Here is a 14,904-nt window from a genome sequence, read left to right as displayed (position 1 = left end):
ACGAAGTTGGCACGATTACGGGCATGGCGACTGTAGTCCTTGCCCGCCCAGAGTGTAATTTGCAGCCGAACGGCCAGCGGCCATTCCCAACGCAACTTACCCTTCAGCTTGGCAGTACAACCGCCGGCTTCGGGCCGTTGCCCGGGGTAGTTGTTTCGCTTGCTTCATTTTTTTCAATGTCTTTTCTTCTTCGATTTTCTTCGCTGCTCTGGGTGCTTTTCGCAGCAGTCATTGGCAGCTTCACCTTACAGGCCTGCGGCTCCGACGGCAACCAGTCGGCCGGCGGTGGCACTAGCGCGGCTGCGCGCGAACTGGGCCCCCAACCCCTCGTCGACAGTACCTACGTCATCAGCACGTTTCGGGCCGAGCCGCAATTCAAGGCCCAACTCCTGCCGGCCCGACGTTTCTACCGGGAGCGACAATTCCGGCTGGCTTGGTTCAAAGACCACCAGCCCGTTCCGCAGGTGCAAACCCTGCAGAACATAATTGCTAAAGCATCGGATGAGGGACTCGACCCTAAAGATTATAAATTTAAGGACTTTAAGGCGCTTTTTACAAAGCTGGAGCAAGTGCGGGCCGATTCGGCGAAGCGTACGGCGCTGGAGCGCGAAATTGACGTGGCGCTGACCGGCACTTACATGAAGTGGGCGTCGGACTACTACCGCGGCGTGGCCAATCCGCGCGACCTGAAGAGCACGACCTGGCAGGTAAAGCCCAACAAAATCAAACTCAATAAGGCCCTGCTTACCTTTCTGGGCGAGCGGAAAAGCCGCTACAAGTACTACGAGTTTGCCCCGCTGCACCCCGAGTACGACCAGTTGAAAAAGGCTCTGGCCATTTACCGTGCTCAGGAGCGTGCCGGCGGCTGGCCCGCGCTGCCAGCCGGCCTCAAGCTTAAGCCAGGGCAGGCGTCGCCGGCCGTGGCGGCCCTGCGCAAGCGGCTGCTCAATAGCGCTGGCGGCGAAGCTGCCAGCACGCCGCCGGCCGACTCGACGCGGGTAGGGACGGCGCCGGCCGCCTACACCTACGACCCCGAACTGGTGGCCGCCGTGAAGCAGTTTCAGCAGGATGCCGGCCTGAAGCCCGACGGCGTGGTGGGCGGCGAAACCCTGCGCCAACTCAACGTGCCCATCGGCGCGCGCATCGACCAACTCATCCTGAACATGGAACGCTGGCGTTGGCTGCCCAAACGCTTCGAGCCAAACTACCTTTTGGTGAACATTCCGGAGTACACGCTGCACGTGGTGGAGAACGACAAGGAAGCTTTTTCGATGCCCGTCATCGTGGGAAAAGTGCTGCACGAAACCCCCATTTTTAGCGACAAAATGGAGTACGTAGTGCTCGCACCGTATTGGAACGTGCCCTTCAGCATCATCGAAAATGAGATGCGCGACAAGCTCGTAGCCGACCCAGTAGGCACCCTCAACCGCCTCGATATGGAGGTGGTGAAAGGTTTTGGCCGCAAGGCTAAAGTGATTGACCCGACCTCTGTGGACTGGGCCAACGTGACGCAGCAAACCTTTAAGTACACGCTGCGCCGCCGCCCCGGACCCGACAACGACCTGGGCGATGTCAAGTTCATCTTCCCCAACTCGAACGACATTTACCTGCACGATACCCCGCACGATGCCCTGTTTTCGCAGTCGGCCCGTAGCTTCAGCCACGGCTGCGTACGGGTGAAGGAGCCCATCAAATTGGCCACCTATCTGCTCCGCAACAAGCCCGGCTGGGACCAGCAAACCATCCTCGATACCATTGCCGTGCGCCGCGAGAAATACGTGCCGCTCAAGGAAAAACTACCCGTCTACCTGGTCTACTTCACGGCCTGGGCCGACGCCGCCGGGCATCCCCACTTCCGGGATGATATCTACGGCCACGACAAGACCCTCGCCAAGGAGTTCTTCGACTAGGGTGAAAAGCCACCTGCTAGGTGGCCAAGCCCAGTGCAACCAACCTGGCATGATATGACAACGGATGGCCAAAGCAGCCGTCACTAAAAAGGCCCATCAGCATTCGTGCTGATGGGCCTTTTATATTAGTGCAAATGTTAATTATGATTGAAGTTCGATAGAAAATCAATCAGTTTCTATGCGAATACAAAAGTAAATTACACAGATGTTCATGTAGATATGTGAACTATTGTGCTAGGGTCTCCTGGTGAACCATTATTCTTTTAGACTTACATTTGTTATTAATTGCTTTGTCTGAAGAATGGTTGAACGTATCAGGACGTTGCTGGAAGCTCGGCAACTAACTCCCACCCAGTTTGCTGATGCCATCGGCGTAGCCCGTCCCATTGTCAGCCACATTCTGTCGGGCCGCAACAAGCCCAGTCTGGAAGTGGTGCAGCGTATTTTGGCTGCCATGCCGGACCTGTCCATGCCCTGGCTGCTTAATGGCACCGGGCCCATGCTTGCCGTGGGGGCTTCAGAAGCCGCCTCGCCGCCGGCAGCGGCCCTGGCTCAGCCCAGTAGCCCTCCCGTGCTGGCACCAGCGCCTGCCACACCTCCAGAGCCGCGAAAAGCAGTACAGCAAGAGCCTGTTACTGAAGCCGCCAGCTTGCCAAAGCCCGAAACTCAGCCCTCACGGCCGCGTCAGGCGCCTAAGCCAGCAACGAGTGCACCGCTACCCAAACGTTTTGCACCAAAACTCAAAGCGACTCCCGCTCCCGTAGCATCTGCGCCTAATGAGCCAGCCCCAGTCGCCTCCCCCGCGGGGCTTACCAAACCACCGCAGGCTACCGGTCCCGACATGGCCGCCCAACTGCTGGCCAACTCCGAAAAACCCATTCGCCGGATAGTGATTTTTTATCGGGACGGTTCGTTCGCGGACTACCAACCCGAATAGTCTGTCGCTGCCCGTTCGGTAGTCTATTGCCCTGCTACTGCTGCCCGCCCTGACGCCCGTTGTGTAAGCAACGGGCGTCAGGGCGGGCTTCTGTATATGCAACGCACAGGCGGCAACTGCCGCCTTGGTAAGTAGTAGCCCGAATTCCCGCTTAAGCTTACTGCCAGCCCGCTCGCAACAGCCCGTCAAACGTTTTCAAACTTTAGCCACAAGCTGGTTGTGCGTTGCCAGTTCCGCTAAATGGCGCCAAGCAGTATGCTTGTAGCAATGCAGGTTTAATTCAATTTGGCAGTAAAGAAAATTATCAAGTAGAACATGTAATTCAACAAACAGATGAGATGGCTAAAACACTCTCTAATTAGAATATTAAAGTCCTTGTCTTGCTAAATAAAATAGGTGATTTTTGTGTATCGGATAGCTAAGGATATTTTAAGTCATAAGTAGCTTGTTTTCAACGATATTTGTAATACTAATCAAACCACAGAATAAACCTTATTGTGTTAAGTTTTTTCTTGTCGCTGCATTGACAAGTTTGACATATTGCTAACAGTGCCCACAGCGAAGTGGAGCCTTATGCACGGCAAGGCCCATTCGCTGCTTGCTAACTGCGTTGACAGGCAAGGCCCGGGATTGAGTGCAATAGTAAAGCATGAATTCAAAGGGTATGGTGCTAATTGCTTGAGCGGTGTTTGCGCCGCGAGAGCAGTGTGCAAAGAGATTGTTTCGTTGGGAATGACTGCCTACAAAGGCAGCAAATTCAACCTTCCAAACCGCCTTTGTGGGAAGTGCTGCGATAGAACCAACATGCAGCCTGTTGTCAAATGTTAATCTGTGATTCGTAGGGTAGCGCCTTCAGCGTGCGTTTGAATTGGGAGAAAAAGAAAGCCCCGTGGACTCATAACTCAGGAGGACGTGAGTGAGCTGGGGTTGGCCATTTGGCGGCGCTGGGCTACCTTCGCAGCATGAAACTGACCCGCACGAATCTTTGGTTGGCCGCAGTGGCGGCTTTGTCCCTGACGGCCTCTTGCTCTCAGGCCCCCGATGCTGAAAAAGACCCCATGGCCGATGCCGCCTACAAGCGCGCGCACCGTGCCGAAGGATATCGCGAGGCCCAGCGTTCCAACGTCACCCGTCAATAAGTCCCAGGCAACTGTCCGCGCGCTCGGATGGTTGAGTTGGCAGCGAAAAAGTAAAGCCCCCGTCAAGAAATTGACGGGGGCTTTTTGCGTGGGTAAGCGGCGGCTGAAAGGCTGGCAAGCTCCGTTATTAGTGGGCCACTGCCAGCGCCGGCGTGGGAACGGGCGCAGCATTGAAATCGGGCAGGCTGATGCCGGCCAGCAGGTCGCGCTCCAGCAAGTCGGCCCAGGTGCGAAGGTACAGCACCACGTCGTCGCGCTGGTTGTGGCGCAGGGCGTTGCGGCGCTCAAACGGGATAGCGGCCCGAATGGTGGGGTCGGATATGCGTTCGAGGTGGGTGAGGTCTTGGCGCGAAAAGCCGAGGGCCAGCATTTCGTCGATGGTTTGGTCGATGGGCAGGCCGCTGGTGGGGCAATAGTCGATGAGCTGGCGCTCCCAGTCGCCGTAGCGCTGCATGGCGCGGGCGTGAATTTCGGCTTTGGTCAGGCGCGTGACGGTTTGGGCAAGGTGCCCGCAGTTGCAGCTGCCCATGTGGCCCCATTGGTAGGGCGCCTGGGTGGCGAGGCGTTGGGCGGTGTCGCGCAGGGCTTGGATAACAGGGAGCGTGGGCTGAGCCATATCGAGCAGAAATTAGTTACCAACGAAGCAAGTAATCAGGCTAAAAAGCAACAGGCCCCGGAAAAGGTTTTCCGGGGCCTGTTGCACTTGAAGAGGTAATGAGCTTAAGCCGTTGGCCCGCCTGATGGCGGCGCACCGACGGCAACTAACGTGGCTAGAACGAGCCGCGGCGCGTGCCGCCGGCATCGCCGCGCCGACGGCCGCCGAGGTCGCCGCCTTCGCGGTTGCCGCCCACGTTCACGCGGGCGCCGCCGCTGCCAAAGCGGCGAGCGGTGTCCGACTGGCCTTCCCGGGCCGGTGCGGCCGGCCGGCTACGCTCGCCACCGCCCGAGCGGCCGCTGGCGTTGCGGTCGCCGCTGGGCCGGGCAGTGCCCTGGCCGCCGCTGGGGCGGCCGCCGCCCTGGCCACCCGAGCGGCCGTTGCCGCCCTCGCGCGGACCGGAGCGGGCCGGACGCCCGGCCGGGCCTTTGGGCCGGATGATGCGCTCGTTGCCGTGCAGCAGCACGGGCTTGATGCGGCCGGACACAAACGGGTGCTCGGCCTCCACGTCAATCTGGCGGTTGATGAGCTTCTGGATGTCCTGCAGGTAGGCGCGCTCCTCGTCTTCCACAAACGAAAACGCGGTGCCAAAGGCCCCGGCGCGGCCCGTGCGGCCGATGCGGTGCACGTAGGTTTCGGGCTCGTTGGGGATTTCGTAGTTGATGACGTGGGTCAGCTCGTCCACGTCGATGCCGCGGGCGGCGATGTCGGTGGCCACGAGCACGCGGGTGCTGCCTGCTTTAAAGTTCGACAGCGCGCGCTGGCGGTGGTTCTGGCTTTTGTTGCCGTGAATGGCTTCGGCCGGAATCTGGTTGGCGGCCAGGGCTTTCACCACTTTGTCGGCGCCGTGCTTGGTGCGCGTGAACACCAGCACGCGCTTGATGTCCTTGTCTTGCAGGATGTGACGGAGCAGGGCCGGCTTGTCGTTGTTTTCCACCAAGTACACCGACTGCGTCACCGTGTCGGCGGTGCTGCTCACGGGCGTCACGGCCACGCGCACGGGGTTGGGGCGCAAGATGGTGGCGGCGAGCTCCTGAATCTGGCCGGGCATGGTGGCCGAGAAAAACAGGGTCTGGCGCCGGGTGGGCAGCTTGGGCAGGATGCGCTTGATGTCGTTGATGAAGCCCATGTCGAGCATGCGGTCGGCTTCGTCGAGCACAAACACCTCAATCTGGCGCAGGTCCACAAAGCCCTGGTTCATGAGGTCGAGCAGGCGGCCGGGCGTGGCAATAAGCACTTCTACGCCGCGCTTAAGGGCCTGCACCTGCGGGTTTTGGCCCACGCCGCCAAAAATGACGGTGTGGCGAATCTGGCTCAGGTGGCGGCCGTAGGCGCCAAAGCTTTCGTTGATTTGGATGGCCAGCTCGCGGGTGGGCGTGAGCACCAGGCAGCGAATGGCGCGCGGGGCGTGGCGCTCGAGCTGGGCCGTGCGGTGCAGCACCTGCAGAATGGGCACGGTGAAGGCGGCCGTTTTGCCGGTGCCGGTTTGGGCCACGCCGAGCAGGTCTTTGCCTTCGAGCACGTGCGGGATGGCTTGCTCCTGAATGGGCGTGGGGGTGGTGTAGCCTTCTTCTTTGAGGGCTTTAAGGATGGGGTCAATCAGATTTAACTCGTCAAACGTCATGTGGAGGGGTAAGTAGGGAATACCGGGCGCTACTAGGAAGCTGCCGCGGTAAAATGGTGGCAGGCAATGGCCTGCGCAATGAGTGGTTCAGCCTGCGCCGTAGCATAGGCGGGCATGGCCACGCCGGCAAGGGCCAGGCGTGGGGAGGGTGGGCGGCTCGTCGGAGGCCGACCGATTCCCGAGATGAAGAGGAATTGTAGTGAGGTGCGCTTACTTCGCGGAGACAGCCGAGGCGCGGGGCTTTGCCCGACGCAGCCGGGCAGCGGGCTGCTCCGACGGCGGCCCTGGTGACAGCAAAGGTACAACACTTAAATCCGAACATGCAGATTATCGACCGCACCCGCGTTTTCAACGGCCATTATAAAATCGACCAACTCATCGTGCAGCACGACGGCCACGAGCTGAAGCGCGAGCAATTTGTGCCCGGCAAGGCCGTGGCGGCGCTCGTATACGACACGGCCCGCCAGGTGTATGTGCTCACGCGCCAGTACCGCATCGGGCCCGAATCTGAGCTGTTGGAAATTGCTGCCGGCATGATGGACCGCGGCGAAACGCCCGAAACCGCCGTGCGCCGCGAGATACACGAGGAGCTGGGCTACGAAATCGACAAGCTGGAGGAAATCGTGTGCATCTGGCCCTCGCCGGGCATGAGCTCGGAAGAAATAACCGTGTACTATGCCGAGGTGAGCCACAAATCCGGCGAAGGCGGTGGGCTGGCCGAAGAACACGAAAACATTGAGCTGGTGGAGCTTTCCTTTGAAGCGCTGGTGGCCGAGCCGCTGCGCGACGCCAAAACGGTGATTGCCGTGCAATGGGTGCGCCTGCGGCAGCAGTCCTGAGCACATTTCAAAAGGCGAAAACACTGACCCTCCAAAAGAACACGGGGCGGCCCCGCTCTCGCGGAGTCCGCCCCGTGTCCGGGGTGCAGCTACTGAGGTGCTTGCGCGTCTACTGGGCCTTGGGCAAGGTCAGAATGTAGTCGAAGGTCTGGTAAAGCTTGGCGTCGCGGATGCTCACGGTGAGCTCCTGGGGCTCCATTTTGGGGAAGGGGATGAGGCGCTGGCCCTGGTAGAGGTCGCGGCCCATGAAGCGGCCCCCGCCGGGCGCCAGGGTCTGGGCCAGCACTTCCTTGCCGTCTTTGTCGGTGACGGTGAGCGTGAGGTTTGACAGCTCCACGCCTTTGGGGCCCTGGCGGTGCACGGTGACCAGCAGCACGCCGCCGGGCGGGATGGCCGCCACGCGGCGCTGGTAGGTGGTGTCGGCCCAGTCCTTGAGCTTGCGCAGGGCCTCCACTTCGGTGAGCAGGTCGGTGTAGGAGCGGTAGCCCAGGCGGGTGAAGGAGCCGTCGACGTCCTGCTCCTCGTCGGTGTTTTTGGTTACGTTCTGCACGTAGGGCGACACGGCATCTTTCTGCGCGAAGGTGTAGCGCTTGCGGCCTTTGGCGGCTTTGCCGGTGGGCTGGGCATGAGCCGCGCCAGCTGCAAAAAGACTAACGACCAGCAGGGCCAGCAGGTGGCGGCAGAAGTGGGAAACGGTGGGCATAATTGGGGGAATGCAATTGGAAAGCAACAAATGAAAACTAATGGCGGCGCTGTAGGAATTACCGACCAAATTAACACGGTGCGGCGCGAATCCCGCTTCTGGCGCCGCCCACTGCTGCCGCCCGGGCCTCCATCCAGGGGCGGTGATGACGGAAGTGTAACCCCGGCGTAATCAAGCCTTCACAACGGGGGCGGAACTTTGAACGCAGGATTTGACCATCATCACCGACTTCCTGCCATGAACTTTCCGGCTTTGGTTCTGGGGCTGCGCCGCTTGGGGCGCTGGCTCGTGTACGAATTGTTTCAGGTGGCGCTGTGGCTGGCGTTTGGCTTGCGCACGCTGGCAAGCCTGCGCTCGGCGCTGGGCGGGGGAGGCGAGTGGGGCACCGCCCGCCGCGGCCCCGCCATACGGCCCCGCCGCACGGGGGGCGGCCCCACTCGCCCGGGGCGTCTGGCCCAGCCCGCCGCCGCATGAGCACGGCTGCTTCCCCCTTGCTTGTGCCCGGCGCTCCGGCTGGCCCGGGCGACGCCCGCGCCCGGCCCCGGCGCAAGCGCCGCGTGCACGTGGCCGTGATTAGCGACGTGCACCTGGGCACCTACGGCTGCCACGCCACCGAGCTGCTGCGCTACCTCAAAAGCATTCGGCCGCAGGTGCTGGTGCTCAACGGCGACATCGTGGACATCTGGCAGTTCAGCAAAAACTACTGGCCGCCGGCCCACATGCGGGTGGTGCGCTACCTGGCCGGCCTGGCCGCCAAAGGCACCGCCATTCACTACCTCACCGGCAACCACGACGAGCTGCTGCGCAAGTTTGCGGGCCTCCGCCTGGGCCAGTTCCGGCTCGACAACAAGCTGGTGCTCGACCTGCCCCACGGCCGCACCTGGCTGTTTCACGGCGACGTGTTCGACCTGACCATGCGCCACTCGCGCTGGCTGGCCCGGCTGGGTGGCCACGGCTACGATTTGCTGATTTTGCTGAACCGCTTCGTGAACTACGGTCTGGCCCGGCTGGGCCGGCCCCGCGTGGCCCTGAGCAAGCGGGTGAAGGAGCGGGTGAAAACTGCCGTGGCCGCTGTGAGCAACTTTGAGGCAACCGCCGCCGAAATTGCTGCCGACAACGGGTACCGCTACGTGGCCTGTGGCCACATTCATCAGCCCGAGATTAAAGCCCTGCCCACTCACAACGGGGAAGTAGTGTACCTGAATTCTGGCGACTGGGTGGAAAACCTCACGGCCCTGGAGTACACGTCCGAAGCCGGCTGGCAGCTGTATTATTTCAACGACGACCCCCGCATGCAGCAGGCCCCCGACCCAGAAGCCCCCGATGCCGCCGAGGAGCTAACCGACGCCAACCCCGCGCAGCTGCTGGAAGGCCTGCTGGCCGAGTTCAAGCTGAAGGCTTAACTTAAATTAATTAGGAAGAACATCATGCAGAGCGCAGCAAAGCAGTACGCATGCTGCAACCACTTAGTGGTAACGGGCAGGATGCTTCACTGTGCTTTGCAGGACGCGCCAACTAAAAGAACAAGCAGCTATTAAATGGGCCGAATCCTCTACGCCATCCAAGGCACCGGCAATGGGCACCTGGCCCGCGCCCTTGATGTGGTGCCCCTGCTTCAGGCCCGTTGCGAGCAGGTCGACGTGCTGGTGAGCGGCCCGCCGGCCGACCTGCCGCTGCCTTTTGCCGTCAGGTACCGGGCCCAGGGCATGGGGTTTTTGTTCGGCAAAAAGGGCGGCATCAACTTCGTGAGAACCTTCTGGCAGTTCAATTCGGCCACGTTTCTGCGGGAAGTGCGCCAGCTGCCGGTAGAACAGTACGACTTGGTCATCAGCGACTTCGAGCCGGTGAGCAGTTGGGCCTGCAAAGTGCGCGGGGTGCCCTGCGTGGCCCTGAGCCACCAGAGCGTGGTGCTGCACCCCCTGGCCCCGCGGCCCCGGTCCGAAGACCCAGCGGGCCGGGCCGTGCTGCGGCACTACGCGCCGAGCACGGCCCAGTACGGCTTTCATTTTCAGGCGTATGCGCCCGAAATTGCCACGCCCGTCATTCGGCAGCAAGTGCGCGGGCTCAGCGCCGCAAACGACGGCCACTACACGGTGTACTTGCCGGCTTACGAAGAGAAGCTGCTGGTGGAGCGCCTGCAGTACCTGAGCCGCCGCACCCGCTGGGAGGTATTTAGCAAGCACAGCACGACGGCCGCCACCCACGGCAACGTGCGGGTGTGGCCGGTGAGCGGCCCGGCATTTCTCGACAGCTTGGCCCGCTCGGCCGGGGTGCTGTGCGGCGCCGGCTTCGAAACCCCCGCCGAAGCCTTGTACCTGGGCAAAAAGCTGCTGGTGATGCCCATGAAGCAGCAATATGAGCAGCAGTGCAACGCCGCCGCGCTGGCCCATATGGGCGTGCCCGTCATCAAAAGCCTGAAAGACAAACACCTCGACGCAGTAGACCAGTGGCTGCACGAAGACCGCACCATCGCCGTTGACTACCCCGACGGCACCGCCGCCGTATTAGACCGGTTGCTGCGCGAGCAGCTGCCGGCCGCCAACGGCCGGGCCCACCCGCGCGCGCGTCTTTTCGCGGAGTAAGTATTCGTTCAGTTGATTTTTTCGCACGTTGTGCATGATGCACCTTCCGCCTCGCTACGCTGAGCCGCTGCCGCCGGCTTTTTACCCGCCGTCGGCCCCGCTGCCGTTTTCCCGTGCCGATTTCGGCCCCGATTTTTCGTGGGGAGCTTCCGCCGCCGCGTACCAGACGGAAGGCGCGTGGCAGCACCAAGGCAAGGGGCCCAGCATCTGGGACGATTTCACGCGCCGCAAGGGCGTCATCCGCCGCAACGAGCACGGCCGCGTGGCCACGGACTTTTACCACCGCTACGAAACCGACCTCGACCTGGCCCGCGGGCTCGGGCTCAGCGATTTTCGCTTTTCCGCGGCGTGGTCGCGGGTGCTGCCGGCGGGCACCGGCGCCGTGAGCCGCCGCGGGCTCGACTTCTACGACCGCCTGGTGGATGCCTGCCTGGCGCGCGACCTGCGGCCCTGGCTCACGCTCTACCACTGGGACCTGCCCAGCGCCCTGCAGGCCCGGGGCGGCTGGGCCAACCGCGACGTGGTGGGCTGGTTTGCCGATTATGCCCAGCTCATGGGGCGCTGCCTGGGCGACCGGGTGGCGCAGTGGGCCGTGCTGAACGAGCCCATGGTGTTTGTGGGCGCCGGCCACCTGCTGGGCATTCACGCCCCCGGGCGACGGCATTTGGGGGCTTTTCTGGCGGCGGCCCACCACGCCACGCTGGCCCAGGCCGAAGGCGGCCGCGCCCTGCGGGCCGTGTTGCCCGAAGCAGCCCAAATCGGCACCACGTTTTCCTGCTCCTTCCTCACGCCGCACCGCCCCGGCAACAGCTACGACGAAGCCGCCACCCGCCGCGCCGATGCCGTGCTGAACCGCTTTTTTGTGGAGCCCGCCCTGGGCCTGGGCTACCCCGTGGCCGAGCTGCCCGCCCTGCGCTGGCTGCTGGAGCGCTACCAGAAGCCCGGCGACGAGCAGCGCATGGCCTTCGCTTTCGACTTCTGGGGCGTGCAGAACTACACCCGCGAGGTGGTGAAATTCTCGCCCTGGCTCCCGCTGCAATGGGCCGCCCTGGTGCCCGCCAAGCAGCGCGGCGTGCCCCACACCGACATGGGCTGGGAAGTTTACCCAGAGTCGGTTTACCACATGTTGAAACAGTTCAGCGCCTACCCCAATGCCCCAAAACTGCTCGTCACGGAAAGCGGCTCAGCCTTCCCGGATGTGGCAACGGGCGGGCGGGTGCACGACGAAGCCCGCCGCGCCTACCTCCAGGCCGCCATCGGCCAGGTGCTGCGGGCCCAACGGGAAGGCGTGAACGTGGGCGGGTATTTTGCCTGGAGCCTGACCGATAACTTTGAATGGGCCGAAGGCTACGGGCCCCGGTTCGGCCTAATCCACGTCGACTATGAAACCCAGGAGCGCATCGTGAAAGACTCCGGGCGCTGGTACCGGGATTTTCTGAGCGGCGCACCGGTTGGCGCGAAACTGGGCCAGAGCGCCGCCTTGCGCCAGCAGTAAGGCCAGCGCAAGGCGCGCGTCCGGCTCAGCTGCTTAAAGCGCCCGCAGCATGTCGCGGCAGCCCATGAATTTCTCAATCACTCGCTCGGGGTGCTGCTCGTCGAATTCCTCGAAGCCGAGCACAAAAGAAGGGGAGGGCTGTATGAATTTGATGGCCTCGTTCACCGCGTCGTGGTACCAGCCGAGGCGCTCCTTGTCGCCTTGCGCGGCCGATATTTCGGCGTCCCACCGCAGCGCGGCGGGGTCTTTTCGCACCAGAAAGGGCAGCACAAAGGGGATGTATTGGCTGAAAATGGGGTTTTCGGCGTGAATGAGCCGGCTGTCGGGCCACACGTGGTAGGCCGCAAAAGAATCCGGGGGCGTCACCACAAACTTGGCCTGTTCCAGCGTCATTTCCCCAAACATCTCGACGCGGTTGGGCTGCGAGTAGAACTGCGCGTAGGCCGCGTACCATACCGACACGCCGGCCGGGCTCACCAGCTGGTAGGGATGAAATGAGCTGGCGATACTAAAGCCCCCATGCGCCCCGATGACGAGGTTGTACAGCTCCCCAAACTTATCAAAATCAGTGGATTGCTGGTACGGGTTGTTGGTGAGGCCGTAGAGATAGAAGCTGGCAAAATCGTTGAGGGTGGGCCCGGTGGGGCCGGCAGGAGAAACGGAATCGGACACGTGCGGCTGCTTAAAAGACAGAGGACATCAACAGGGAAACGGCTATTGAGTACGCAAACCTATTTCGGGATGGCTGAAAAATCCTTGCTTCGTGCGCCTCGGTGCTACTTTCGACTCTTCGCACTTCCTGCACCGCCATGCTGCTCACCATCTCCACCACCTACCAGCCCGCCACCGACCTAGGCTACCTGCTGCACAAGAACCCGGCGCGCCTGCAGAGCATCGAAGTAGCCGGCGGCCAGGCCCACGTCTTCTACTCCGAAGCCACCGCCGAGCGCTGTACCGCCGCCCTGCTCCTCGACCTCGACCCCATCGGCCTGGTACGCGGCCGGGCCGGCGCATCCGGCGAAGGCTTCGCCCTGGAGCAATACGTGAACGACCGGCCCTATGTGGCCTCGTCCTTCCTGAGCGCGGCCCTGAGCAAAGCTTTCGGCACGGCCATGAACGGCACCTGCAAAGACAAGCCCGACCTACCTGCCCAAGCCCTGCCGCTAGCCATCAAAGTGGCCGTAGTATCGGCGCCCGGACCCGACTGGCCGCGCCGTCTCTTCGAGCCGCTGGGCTACGAAGTGGAAATCGAAACCACGCCACTCGACCCCACCATGCCCGAGTGGGGCGATAGCCGCTACTACACCCTGCACCTGCGCCACGCCGGCCTGCGCCTGCAAGACGTGCTCACGCACCTCTACGTGCTGCTCCCGGTACTCGACAACGACAAGCACTACTATATCGGCGAGCACGAGGCCGAGAAACTGCTGCACCGCGGCGGCGACTGGCTGCCCCAGCACCCGGAGCGCGGCTTTATCACGCGGCGCTACCTGCGGTACCTGGCGGCGTATGTGAATCCGACGCTGGAGCGGTTGATGGAAGGGGAAGTTCAGGAGGTCGCCTCACCCCCTGACCCCCTCTCCGAAGGGAGAGGGGACACCGGTTCTGCCTTGGATGATGCTAGTCATTCTACGGATGAAAATCGTCTAGCTTCCCCTCTCTCTTCGGAGAGGGGGCCGGGGGGTGAGGCGCCCGTTAGCACGGAGCCCAAGCTCTCTCTCCACGACCAGCGCCTGCAGCAAGTCGCCCACGAAATCTACCAGCTGGCCCCCAAGCGCGTGCTCGACCTGGGTTGCGGCGAAGGCAAGTTGCTGCGCCTGCTCCTGCGCCAGCCCAAAATCGAGTACATCCTCGGTATGGACGTGTCGCATCAGGCGCTGGCCCGCGCCGCCCAGCGCCTGCACCTCGACGAGATGCCCCCGCGCCAGCGCACCCGTATCGACCTCATCCAGGGCTCGCTGCTCTACCGCGACGACCGCCTCGCCGGCTTCGACGCGGCGGCCCTGGTCGAAGTCATCGAGCACCTTGACCCCAACCGCCTCGCCGCCCTTGAAGCCGTGGTGTTTGGCCAGGCCCGCCCGGCGCACGTCTTCGTCACCACCCCCAACGCCGATTACAATCATCTCTTCGAAAAGCTAAACGCCGGGGAATTCCGCCACGACGACCACCGCTTCGAATGGTCTCGCGCCGAGTTTGCCGCCTGGGCCGCCGGCGTGGCCGAGCGGCACGGGTATCAGCTGCGGCTGGAGAGCATGGGGGAGGAGGTGGAAGGCGTGGGCGCGCCTTCGCAGATGGCAGTATTTGAACAGTTGAAGGTATAGGTAGCTGCGACCTAGTAGGCATTGTACTTGGCGGCCGTGGTTTTATCCCCGATTTTGTTAGCCAAGACTACAATAGTGCGGGCTATGTCTTTTCGGTCGTTGTCAATTTCAAAGCCTAATCTCAAAACGTCGATTGAAAACAGCTTATAGGTTTTTCCTTTCTCGGATTCCCCTTGCCCAATATAGTCTTCGCCATATTCAAAGGCCAACTTGCCAATGTCATACAGGTCGTCAGCGGTAATCTTGCGTATTTCCTGAGAAGTATCGAGCTTGAAAGCCTTCTCCAAGTCTTGACGACCTTCTGGCACTTGCCCTAGATTAATCTTACTAAGGCCAAGCTCTCTCAAGTTAGGCGCCGTTTGTTCATCAATCTGGTTTGCTTTCTCAAACCAGATTATTGCCTTTCTGAATTCTCCTATAAGATAGAAGCTATGTCCTAAAGCGCTTCTTGCTCCCTTATGAGTTGAGTCTATTTGCAAAGTCTGCTCGAATTTCAAGATAGCCTTTTTATTGGCATCCTCTGAATTTTTGTAGTCTCCACGCTCATAGAATCTTAGGGCATCTAAGGATAAGGAAACCCCTTCGTTAAAGACTAAAAATGCTTTGTCCTCTTTCTTTTTCTGGCAACCAAGCATACTGAACAGTAGAGTGAAAGTGGTGAAGAAAGTTGTGAAAGAAGTTTTCATCAGATTAGTAAAA

General features: G+C 61.4%; 14 protein-coding genes. 9 read left to right on the top strand and 5 right to left on the bottom strand.

From position 1 onward, the window contains the following. Positions 1–176 precede the first annotated feature (176 nt). The 3 genes from JAO73_RS10915 to JAO73_RS10905 all read left to right on the top strand — a co-directional run bounded on the left by JAO73_RS10915 (position 177) and on the right by JAO73_RS10905 (position 3,986). Positions 177–1,910: a L,D-transpeptidase family protein gene (locus JAO73_RS10915; protein WP_198977087.1), complete on the top strand. Its 1,734-nt coding sequence runs from the start codon at positions 177–179 to the stop codon at positions 1,908–1,910. A 301-nt stretch (positions 1,911–2,211) separates the two neighbouring features. After that, positions 2,212–2,847, top strand: coding sequence for a helix-turn-helix domain-containing protein (locus JAO73_RS23495; protein ID WP_198977086.1), 636 nt, complete (start codon positions 2,212–2,214; stop codon positions 2,845–2,847). 962 nt (positions 2,848–3,809) lie between these two features. After that, positions 3,810–3,986, top strand: a complete 177-nt coding sequence (locus JAO73_RS10905) for a hypothetical protein (protein WP_190924648.1) — start codon at positions 3,810–3,812, stop codon at positions 3,984–3,986. Between the two features lie 127 nt (positions 3,987–4,113). On the opposite strand, the gene JAO73_RS10900 is transcribed toward JAO73_RS10905, so the two are convergent. Together JAO73_RS10900 and JAO73_RS10895 are read right to left on the bottom strand one after the other, a co-directional pair. Next, on the bottom strand, positions 4,114–4,602 hold the full coding sequence (locus tag JAO73_RS10900; protein ID WP_198977085.1) for a hypothetical protein: 489 nt from the start codon (positions 4,600–4,602) through the stop codon (positions 4,114–4,116). A gap of 154 nt (positions 4,603–4,756) precedes the next feature. Next, the gene (locus tag JAO73_RS10895; RefSeq protein WP_198977084.1) at positions 4,757–6,265 is read right to left on the bottom strand and encodes a DEAD/DEAH box helicase; all 1,509 of its coding nucleotides are present in this window, start codon (positions 6,263–6,265) and stop codon (positions 4,757–4,759) included. Positions 6,266–6,585: 320 nt separating this feature from the next. Between JAO73_RS10895 and JAO73_RS10890 the strand changes: the two genes are divergently transcribed. After that, positions 6,586–7,104: an NUDIX domain-containing protein gene (locus tag JAO73_RS10890; RefSeq protein WP_198977083.1), complete on the top strand. Its 519-nt coding sequence runs from the start codon at positions 6,586–6,588 to the stop codon at positions 7,102–7,104. 109 nt (positions 7,105–7,213) lie between these two features. Here JAO73_RS10890 and JAO73_RS10885 read toward each other — a convergent pair whose 3' ends face one another. After that, on the bottom strand, positions 7,214–7,807 hold the full coding sequence (locus JAO73_RS10885; RefSeq protein WP_198977082.1) for a hypothetical protein: 594 nt from the start codon (positions 7,805–7,807) through the stop codon (positions 7,214–7,216). Positions 7,808–8,044: 237 nt separating this feature from the next. On the opposite strand from JAO73_RS10885, the gene JAO73_RS10880 reads away from it, so the two are divergent. The 4 genes from JAO73_RS10880 to JAO73_RS10865 all read left to right on the top strand — a co-directional run bounded on the left by JAO73_RS10880 (position 8,045) and on the right by JAO73_RS10865 (position 11,884). Continuing rightward, positions 8,045–8,281, top strand: a complete 237-nt coding sequence (locus tag JAO73_RS10880) for a hypothetical protein (protein WP_198977081.1) — start codon at positions 8,045–8,047, stop codon at positions 8,279–8,281. A 23-nt stretch (positions 8,282–8,304) separates the two neighbouring features. After that, positions 8,305–9,210 (top strand): UDP-2,3-diacylglucosamine diphosphatase, encoded by a 906-nt coding sequence (locus tag JAO73_RS10875; RefSeq protein ID WP_317191218.1) that lies wholly within the window; start codon positions 8,305–8,307, stop codon positions 9,208–9,210. A 135-nt stretch (positions 9,211–9,345) separates the two neighbouring features. Further along, positions 9,346–10,389, top strand: coding sequence for a glycosyltransferase family protein (locus tag JAO73_RS10870; RefSeq protein ID WP_198977079.1), 1,044 nt, complete (start codon positions 9,346–9,348; stop codon positions 10,387–10,389). 34 nt (positions 10,390–10,423) lie between these two features. Next, positions 10,424–11,884, top strand: a complete 1,461-nt coding sequence (locus JAO73_RS10865; protein WP_233169148.1) for a GH1 family beta-glucosidase — start codon at positions 10,424–10,426, stop codon at positions 11,882–11,884. Between the two features lie 33 nt (positions 11,885–11,917). On the opposite strand, the gene JAO73_RS10860 is transcribed toward JAO73_RS10865, so the two are convergent. Next, the gene (locus JAO73_RS10860) at positions 11,918–12,556 is read right to left on the bottom strand and encodes a hypothetical protein (protein WP_198977078.1); all 639 of its coding nucleotides are present in this window, start codon (positions 12,554–12,556) and stop codon (positions 11,918–11,920) included. Positions 12,557–12,693: 137 nt separating this feature from the next. Between JAO73_RS10860 and JAO73_RS10855 the strand changes: the two genes are divergently transcribed. Continuing rightward, positions 12,694–14,205, top strand: a complete 1,512-nt coding sequence (locus JAO73_RS10855) for a 3' terminal RNA ribose 2'-O-methyltransferase Hen1 (RefSeq protein WP_198977077.1) — start codon at positions 12,694–12,696, stop codon at positions 14,203–14,205. A gap of 11 nt (positions 14,206–14,216) precedes the next feature. Here JAO73_RS10855 and JAO73_RS10850 read toward each other — a convergent pair whose 3' ends face one another. After that, the gene (locus JAO73_RS10850) at positions 14,217–14,891 is read right to left on the bottom strand and encodes a tetratricopeptide repeat protein (protein WP_198977076.1); all 675 of its coding nucleotides are present in this window, start codon (positions 14,889–14,891) and stop codon (positions 14,217–14,219) included. Positions 14,892–14,904 lie beyond the last annotated feature (13 nt).

The organism is Hymenobacter miniatus (genome assembly GCF_016427455.1).
In the GTDB taxonomy this organism is placed as follows: Bacteria; Bacteroidota; Bacteroidia; order Cytophagales; family Hymenobacteraceae; genus Hymenobacter; species Hymenobacter armeniacus.
Note: the sequence above shows the minus strand (reverse complement) of the source record. Positions and strands in the feature narration are given on the sequence as shown.

Bases quoted from the DNA above. Each gene is read 5' to 3' on its own strand.
- JAO73_RS10850 (WP_198977076.1), bottom strand. From the start codon at position 14,891: ATGAAAACTTCTTTCACAACTTTCTTCACCACTTTCACTCTACTGTTC.
- JAO73_RS10880 (WP_198977081.1), top strand. From the start codon at position 8,045: ATGAACTTTCCGGCTTTGGTTCTGGGGCTGCGCCGCTTGGGGCGCTGG.
- JAO73_RS10895 (WP_198977084.1), bottom strand. From the start codon at position 6,265: ATGACGTTTGACGAGTTAAATCTGATTGACCCCATCCTTAAAGCCCTC.
- JAO73_RS10865 (WP_233169148.1), top strand. From the start codon at position 10,424: ATGATGCACCTTCCGCCTCGCTACGCTGAGCCGCTGCCGCCGGCTTTT.
- JAO73_RS10905 (WP_190924648.1), top strand. From the start codon at position 3,810: ATGAAACTGACCCGCACGAATCTTTGGTTGGCCGCAGTGGCGGCTTTG.
- JAO73_RS10890 (WP_198977083.1), top strand. From the start codon at position 6,586: ATGCAGATTATCGACCGCACCCGCGTTTTCAACGGCCATTATAAAATC.
- JAO73_RS10915 (WP_198977087.1), top strand. From the start codon at position 177: ATGTCTTTTCTTCTTCGATTTTCTTCGCTGCTCTGGGTGCTTTTCGCA.
- JAO73_RS10900 (WP_198977085.1), bottom strand. From the start codon at position 4,602: ATGGCTCAGCCCACGCTCCCTGTTATCCAAGCCCTGCGCGACACCGCC.
- JAO73_RS10885 (WP_198977082.1), bottom strand. From the start codon at position 7,807: ATGCCCACCGTTTCCCACTTCTGCCGCCACCTGCTGGCCCTGCTGGTC.
- JAO73_RS10855 (WP_198977077.1), top strand. From the start codon at position 12,694: ATGCTGCTCACCATCTCCACCACCTACCAGCCCGCCACCGACCTAGGC.
- JAO73_RS23495 (WP_198977086.1), top strand. From the start codon at position 2,212: ATGGTTGAACGTATCAGGACGTTGCTGGAAGCTCGGCAACTAACTCCC.
- JAO73_RS10870 (WP_198977079.1), top strand. From the start codon at position 9,346: ATGGGCCGAATCCTCTACGCCATCCAAGGCACCGGCAATGGGCACCTG.